Genomic DNA, 6,858 nt, shown 5'->3' with positions numbered 1-6,858 from the left:
CGCAGCGCACCCGGGTATCGATGGTCCGGAGATGCTTCAGGCCATTAGCCAACAGCCCCGGGTGCGCTGCGCTTACCCGGGCTACGACTACCGGAATCCTGATGGTGGCAGCGCGGCCCAGGTTTCGACCAGCCAAAGCGAAGCAAGCCTCAAGCCCCCTCTCTTGCGCGTAGCGCAGGGGAGGGTTGGGGAGGGGTGCTCCTGGCAGCAAACCATCAGCTCATGCCATCCCAGCCTCGCGGCTGAAGGCTCCCCCACAAACCTGCATCACCAGCAACGTAGCCCGGGTAAGCGCAGCGCACCCGGGTATCGGTGATCTGGAGATGCTTCAGCCTATCGGCCAACAGCCTCGGGTGCGCTGCGCTTACCCGGGCTACGGCTACCGAAATACTGATAGCGGCAAGCGCGGCAGCAGGTTTCGACTATCCAAAGCGAAGCAAGCTCCAAGCCCCCTCCCTTGCGCGCAGCGCAGGGGAGGGTTGGAGGGGTGCTCCTGGCAGCAAACCATCAGCTCATGCCATGTCAGCCTCGCGGCTGACGCCTCTCCCACAAGCCTGCATCACCAGCAACGTAGCCCGGGTAAGCGCAGCGCACCCGGGTATTGTTGATCTGGAGATACTTCAGCCCATCGGCCAACAGCCCCGGGTGCGCTGCGCTTACCCGGGCTACGGCTACCGGAATCCTGATAGCGGCAAGCGTGGCAGCAGGTTTCGAATAGCCAAAGCGAAGCAAGCTCCAAGCCCCCTCCCTTGCGCGCAGCGCAGGGGAGGGTTGGGGAGGGGTGCTCCTGGCAGCAAACCATCAGCTCATGTCATGCCAGCCTCGCGGCTGACGCTCTCCCACAAACCTGCATCACCAGCAACGTAGTCCGGGTAAGCGCTGCGGACCCAGGGCGAATGGACAGGTGTGGTCGCTCCGTCAGTCAAATCAACGAGATCGAAATACTGCAGGCATCGTATCTCGCGAATCTGCTCTGGTCGTCGGTCCAATTCTTTGGCATGCGGTTGCGAATGCTGATTCCGTCATGACGCTTCTTGTCATCAAACCGATCCTCTTCTTCCTTGGTGATCCAGGCAACGTGCGTCCATTCACGAATAATCAATGCGACCTGCCATGCGCGTGGACTCGTTTGAAAAAGAGCAATTGTCTCTGGCGTGAGTCCAAGGTCTTCGTTCTCGGACGGTCCAGTTCCAACCTCGGGACCTTCCTGGTTCGTCTTGAGCTCGGCATACACGCGTTTGCACACAAGACTAACGGGAAATGCATGTTCTTTGATAAGCCCGCATTTTTCCCAGCGCTTCCCTTCCAAACTCTTGATCCGGATGGCTTCATCGCTTGCGTACTGTACGCCGTTCCTTCCAGTCGCACAGAGGGTCGCCATGCGAACTGCTCGCAATGCATGAGACTTGGCAGCAGTGCTCGGCGGTAGCTCATCTATCAACTTCGCCGCAATCACGCAGTGCCAATAGAAGTTCAGGGCATCACTTGCAGAAATGCCGGGAAGTGGAGCGTTCGTCATGATGGTTGCCAAAGTATGGGGGAAACGTGATCACAATGATGTTTGCTCCCGAAACCGCTCCAACACACCCTCCGGATAATCCCGCTGAAACGGCAGATCCTTGCGGTGGGCATAACCGATATAGCAATCACAACGCTGGTTCGGGCAGCCGCGCGGACGCAGCTGGGCCGCAAAGCTGCCGTCGTATAGATTGCCCAGCGGTTCGGCGACGAAGTGGCAGCGTTTGACGTTGCCATCGCCATCCACTGACACCACGTTCTCGCCGGTGAAGCAGGGTGCGCCCAGGCTTGCCGAGGGTTCCAGGTTGAACAGGAAGTGCGGGTCCACGCGCTGCAGCTGCTGGATCTCGGCATCGCTGTAATAACCGGCAGGGCGCTCATCGTAGGCGTTGATCCACATCGGCACCTCGTCCGGCAACTCCCCGCGCAGCACCTGGATTTCGTCCAGATGCTCACGCATCGCCACCATGCCAACCGTGTAACGTACGCCACGACGGGCCAGTTCATTGCAGCGGGCCAGGAAGGCGGCGCGGGTCACCTGCCCCGGGTGATAGGTGCACCACAGTGCGAAGCTGTCGAGATTGACCTCGTCCAGCCAGCGCGTGCCGATGCACAGATTGGTCTGGATCACCACACGGCGGACATGCGGCATATGGCTCAGCTGCACCATCGCACCGCGGTAGTGGCGGCGCACCAGTCCCTCTCCCCACGGCGTGAACAACACCGACAATTCCATCGTCTGCCGCTCTGCCCAGCCAACCAAGCGTGCAAGGTCCTCGGCGTCGCGACGCAGGGCGGCGCGGGTGTCGTAGGTCTTGGCGAAGGGGCAGTACGGGCAGTCGTAGTTGCAACTGCTGAGCCGCCCGCGATAGAGGATGGAAAGATGCATGCGCGGCTCAATCCAATTGGTAGTCGCGCATGCGCTCGGCCACGCCGGTCGAGATCAGCCACGGACCGATGGTGTCGGCACGGGCAAGCCCGGTGTCATTCAATGCGACCAGCGCATCCTCGCGCGTGGCCAAGCCCTGCTCGAACAACTCATCCAGCTGCGGCAGGTCGTCGAAGCACTCCGTGCCGAAGCGCTCACGGTATTGCGCAAGATCCAGGCCCGGCTGCGCCAGCAGTGACTGGATGACGAAGCGGCGACGGCGCTCGTCCTCATCCAGCCGCACGCCGTAATCGATGCGGGCGAAGGAGGCCTCATCGCGTTCCAGGTAATGCGCAAGAATATCGGCCACCGAGCGGCGGCTGACGCCGTACTCGCTGGAGTAGTGCAGGCCGCTGGTATACGAGCGGGCGCCGCAGCCGATGCCGACCATGCCGTCGCTCTGGCAGCAGTACGCCGGCCCACCGGAGTCCGGCGCGTTGGCCGCGCGGAACATGCGCATCGATACCTGCTCATAGCCCGCGGCAAGCAGGCGCTCGCGGCCGGCTTCATACAGGGCCAGACGGTTGTCCACCGATTCGGGATGAATGACGAAAGAGCGCTTGCCGCCTTCCTTCGCGCCGATGCGATCCAGCCCGGTGTGCGGGCGCACGTACAGCGGATAGAGGTAGAGCTCCTCCGGCTGGAAGGCGAGGGCGCTGTCGATCGAGGTCAGGAAGCTGGCCACGGTCTGCCCGGCAATGCCGTAGATCAAATCCAGGTTGAGCGTTGGAATGCCTGCCGCACGAATCTGCGCGATGGCTTCCTCAACCACCGCGCGTTGCTGCGGCCGAACCAGCGAGCGCACTTCCGCATCGCTGAAGCTCTGGATGCCCATGCTGACGCGGTCGATGCCGGCATCGCGGCAGATCTTCATCTTCGCCGCGTCCACCGTTTCCGGTGACACCTCGATGCCGGCAGGAATCGAATGCAGGTCGATGTTGGCGTGGCGCTGCACGAAGTCGAACAGCCGCTGCAGCTGCGGCGCATCCAGATAGGTAGGCGTGCCGCCGCCCAGCGCGAAGCGCACGAAGCGGTGTTCGCCCAAGGCATCGGCAGTTACCCGCAACTGCTTTTCCATCTGCGCCAGATAGGCTTCCACCTGCGCCGGCGCCGGCCGCGCCATTGCGAACAGATTGCAGAAGCCGCAGCGGTAGCTGCAGAACGGCACGTGCAGGTACAGGAACAACGCATCACGCGGTTCACTTGCCCAGGCATCGGCAAGCAGCGGCGGCTGGTTGATCGGCCGGTACGCGGACTTGTGCGGGTAGGAGTAGGAATAGGCCTGGTAGGGCTCGAGCCGCAACAGCTCTGACAAACGATGGGCGGTCATGGGCTCAACACAAAATGCGCATAGGGGACGTTCATCACCGTCTCGTGGGCGAGGCGGTGGCCGTGGAAGCCATCCTCGCCGTAAGCGGTGCCATGGTCGGAACAGAGGATCACGAAGGCCGGCCCCCGCGCACGCAAGGCCGCGAACAATGCCGCCAACTCGCCATCAACGTAGCGCAGCGCGGCGCAGTGGCTGTCGAGTCTATCCGCGTCGCAACCGGGCAGGTAATGCCGGTTCGGCTGGTGGATGGCCGAGACATTGATGAAGAGGAAGCAGCGCTGGTCGCCCGCGGCCTGCAGACGCTCGCAGGCCAGTGCTACCTGGCGTTCGGTGGAGTCGATCGCGGTCACGCCGAGCTCGGGCTGCCAGTGGCTTTCCTCGAACAGGCCCGGCAGTTGCGAGCCCAGCGCATTGCGACGGTTGAAGAAGCCGACGCCGCCGATGCAGACGGTGCGGTAGCCCTGGTCACGGAAGCCGCCGACGATATCGGCACGGCCGGAGAACACGAAGGTCTCCGGCACGATGGTCTCGCTGCCTTCAAACTCCAGCGCGAACAGGCGCGGATGCGGGCCCGGCCGCGCAGGCGTGGGCAGGAAGCCGGCAAAGAACGCCGAGTGCGCCGCATAGGTGAAGCTGCCCGGCGTATGCCGCAGCTCCCAGCCATCGGCCGGCAGGTGCGGCGAAAGCACCGGCAGCTCGCCGCGCTCGAAGCAGCGCTGGGCCGCATCGAAGCGCAGGGCGTCCAAGGTGATCATCACCACGTCGTGGCTGCCGACGATGCGGTGCATGTCGGGCAAGCGGGTCTCAAGCATGGGCGTACTCGTTGATGGCAGAACGCGCAGGCGACAACAGCGCCTGGTCTTCGTAGGTGGTGCGCCCGGCATGGCGCAGGTCCAGCAGCAGGTCGCCGAAGCCATTGGCTTCCAGTACCCAGCTGCGCGTGCCGCGCACGATCAGGTCGAAGCCGATCATGCGGCTGGCGGGGAATGCGGCCGCGGCCTTCATCGTGGCAGCTTGCAGATGGCGGATGGCATCGGCATCCAGCAGTGCTTCCAGCTGCGTGCGCGCATTGCCCAGGTGCAGGTTGGTCAGCGCACCTGCGCTCATCCGCGCCACCCGCTGCCGTGGCTGGCCATCCAGCGCGACCACGCGCACGTCATAGCGGCGGCCATCGCTGCCCGGCACGGTGGGCTTGGGAATCCAGCGCTCGATGTAGGCGCCCTGCTCGGCCAGCAAGTCCACCAATCGTGCGATATCGCTATGCCGGTCGTAACGGCGCTGCCGCAGCGAGTTGAACACCCGCCAGTGGCCATCCTGTTCCACCAGCTCCGCCGTGCTATAGGCGACCTCACGCCCATCGCGGTTGCGCGCGTAAGCCAGCACGCCCGCACCAGACGAACCGTAGCGGGCCTTGATGAAGACACGCTCGCAGGCCGCATCGCGCAGCCGCGCGCACAGATCCTCGTAGCCACTGATCGCCCCAAACAAGGGCGGCACCGCCACGCCTGCATCGGCCAGTACTTGTTGGCAGCGGAGCTTGTCCGACATGCAGGCCAGATCGGCAGGTGCATTGAGGTAATGCGGCCCCGTAGGAAGCGACGCCAGCACATCGGCAAAGCCGGCATACCAGAACTGTTGATGCACCAGCTCGCCATGCGCGGCAGGCAAGGGCGCATCACCAACCGCGCCGGACAACTCCCAGCCACGCAACACCAAGGCCTGGTGTAGCGCGGGCGCTTCGCCCGGCGACTCCAGCTTGACGATGGCACCGGGCGCCTGCGCGAGTGCCTCAAGCAGCCGCGCAGGCTCGGCGAGCAGGGTTTCGTAATCGAACACATGCGCGGCAGGCGCGCCCTGATCGTGCAGGGCACGCTGCAGCCACCCGATACGGCGGCTGCCGCGCGGGCCGATCAACAGCCAATTGGCCATCTTCGCCTTACTCGGACACCGCCACGTAGCGGTCGCCGTCGTCTTCTTCTTCCGGATCGTCCAGCACCACCGTGCACGGCAGCGCCTGCAGCTTCTGCTGCCAGGCCGCGGAAATGTAGTGGTGGCTCAGGTCGATGCGCTGCAGGCTGCCCAGGTTCGGGCTCTCGCACAGCGCCTGCGCGCCGACGTCGCCGATGGTGCCCAGCGACAGGTCCAGCGTCTGCAGCGTGCCCAGCCACGGCTCACCGGCCAGCCACACCGCCAGCTCGTCGCTGATCATGGCGTTGCGCAGGCCCAGGTACTGCAGGCGCTCCGGCCCGATCGCCAACAACAGGCGCTGGTAGACCGCCACATCGCCATCGAAGCCATAACCATCATCGCCAAGCCACAGCTCAAGATGGCGCAGGGCCGGCAGCGTGGAGTTGGCGATGGCAATGACGATCTCGTTCGGCAGGCCACCGCTCTCGATCGCCAGTTCCTGCAGCGACGCATGCGTGAAGGGCTGCAGTTCAAGTTCGGAGGTGCCACGGATACGCAGCGACTCCAGGCCCGGGAAGGCCTCCAGCAGCGGGTTGTAGGAGGTCTGGTTGATCCACGACATCTCGCAGTCTTCGTAGGTCATGTCGCCCACGAACAGCGCCTTCAGGTTGCCCAGCTCGGCACGGCGCGCAATCAACCCATCGATCAGGCCCTGCGGGCCCTCGCCGGAGGCTTCATCCCATGCACCGATGATCAGCACTTCAATCGACTTCGGATCAACCCGCTCGAAGAAGTTGGCCAGCAGTTCTTCCTGGCTCTCGTCGCTGTCGTATTCCTGCATCAAGCGGTAAGCGACATCCCCCGCGACGGCCTCACCGCCCATTTGGAAGTCAACAACTTTCTTGCCACGATAAACCTGCGTGTATTCGCCAATGCTCACGGTACGTCCTTGCCGGAATGGGTGCCGTAGCATAACCGAGAGGATGCGAATGCTGGCAGCAATCCATCACGTTCGATGGAAGGCATACAGCCTTAGCAATTCCGTAACCATGCTGTGCTAACGCAGCAATCAAGCGCAAACAAGCAAGCTGAAGAAGTGCGTAAGGAGTGAGCAAGGATACAAGCGAAGCCAACTCAACCCCCTCCCTTGCGCGTAGCGCAGGGGAGGGCTGGG

At 63.5% G+C, this 6,858-nt stretch carries 6 protein-coding genes; all 6 read right to left on the bottom strand.

The genetic code is table 11. From position 1 onward, the window contains the following. Nucleotides 1-922 precede the first annotated feature (922 nt). Genes B2527_RS07545 through B2527_RS07520 form a run of 6 tightly spaced genes read right to left on the bottom strand, consistent with a single transcriptional unit; the run spans nucleotide 923 to nucleotide 6,624 of the window. Nucleotides 923-1,519: a hypothetical protein gene (locus tag B2527_RS07545; RefSeq protein WP_293707536.1), complete on the bottom strand. Its 597-nt coding sequence runs from the start codon at nucleotides 1,517-1,519 to the stop codon at nucleotides 923-925. Between the two features lie 30 nt (nucleotides 1,520-1,549). Next, the gene (locus tag B2527_RS07540) at nucleotides 1,550-2,407 is read right to left on the bottom strand and encodes an STM4011 family radical SAM protein (RefSeq protein ID WP_293707534.1); all 858 of its coding nucleotides are present in this window, start codon (nucleotides 2,405-2,407) and stop codon (nucleotides 1,550-1,552) included. A gap of 7 nt (nucleotides 2,408-2,414) precedes the next feature. Beyond that, entirely contained in the window at nucleotides 2,415-3,776 is a 1,362-nt protein-coding gene (locus B2527_RS07535) for an STM4012 family radical SAM protein (RefSeq protein WP_293707531.1), read from the bottom strand. Further along, complete coding sequence (locus B2527_RS07530; RefSeq protein WP_293707529.1) at nucleotides 3,773-4,588, bottom strand: STM4013/SEN3800 family hydrolase; 816 nt, start codon at nucleotides 4,586-4,588, stop codon at nucleotides 3,773-3,775. The genes B2527_RS07535 and B2527_RS07530 overlap by 4 nt, the downstream gene beginning before the upstream one ends. Then, entirely contained in the window at nucleotides 4,581-5,690 is a 1,110-nt protein-coding gene (locus B2527_RS07525; RefSeq protein WP_343124743.1) for an STM4014 family protein, read from the bottom strand. Before B2527_RS07525 ends, B2527_RS07530 begins: the two co-directional genes overlap by 8 nt. Before the next feature lie 22 nt (nucleotides 5,691-5,712). Next, a complete protein-coding gene (locus tag B2527_RS07520) occupies nucleotides 5,713-6,624 on the bottom strand; it encodes an STM4015 family protein (protein WP_293707525.1) in 912 nt (303 codons plus the stop codon). Between the last annotated feature and the right edge of the window lie 234 nt (nucleotides 6,625-6,858).

This window comes from Stenotrophomonas sp. UBA7606 (assembly GCF_002477705.1).
In the GTDB taxonomy this organism is placed as follows: domain Bacteria; phylum Pseudomonadota; class Gammaproteobacteria; order Xanthomonadales; family Xanthomonadaceae; genus Stenotrophomonas.
This window is presented reverse-complemented; position numbering and strand designations above follow the sequence as displayed.

Coding starts and splice junctions, on each gene's coding strand:
- B2527_RS07540 (WP_293707534.1), bottom strand. CDS start 2,407: ATGCATCTTTCCATCCTCTATCGCGGGCGGCTCAGCAGTTGCAACTAC.
- B2527_RS07545 (WP_293707536.1), bottom strand. CDS start 1,519: ATGACGAACGCTCCACTTCCCGGCATTTCTGCAAGTGATGCCCTGAAC.
- B2527_RS07535 (WP_293707531.1), bottom strand. CDS start 3,776: ATGACCGCCCATCGTTTGTCAGAGCTGTTGCGGCTCGAGCCCTACCAG.
- B2527_RS07530 (WP_293707529.1), bottom strand. CDS start 4,588: ATGCTTGAGACCCGCTTGCCCGACATGCACCGCATCGTCGGCAGCCAC.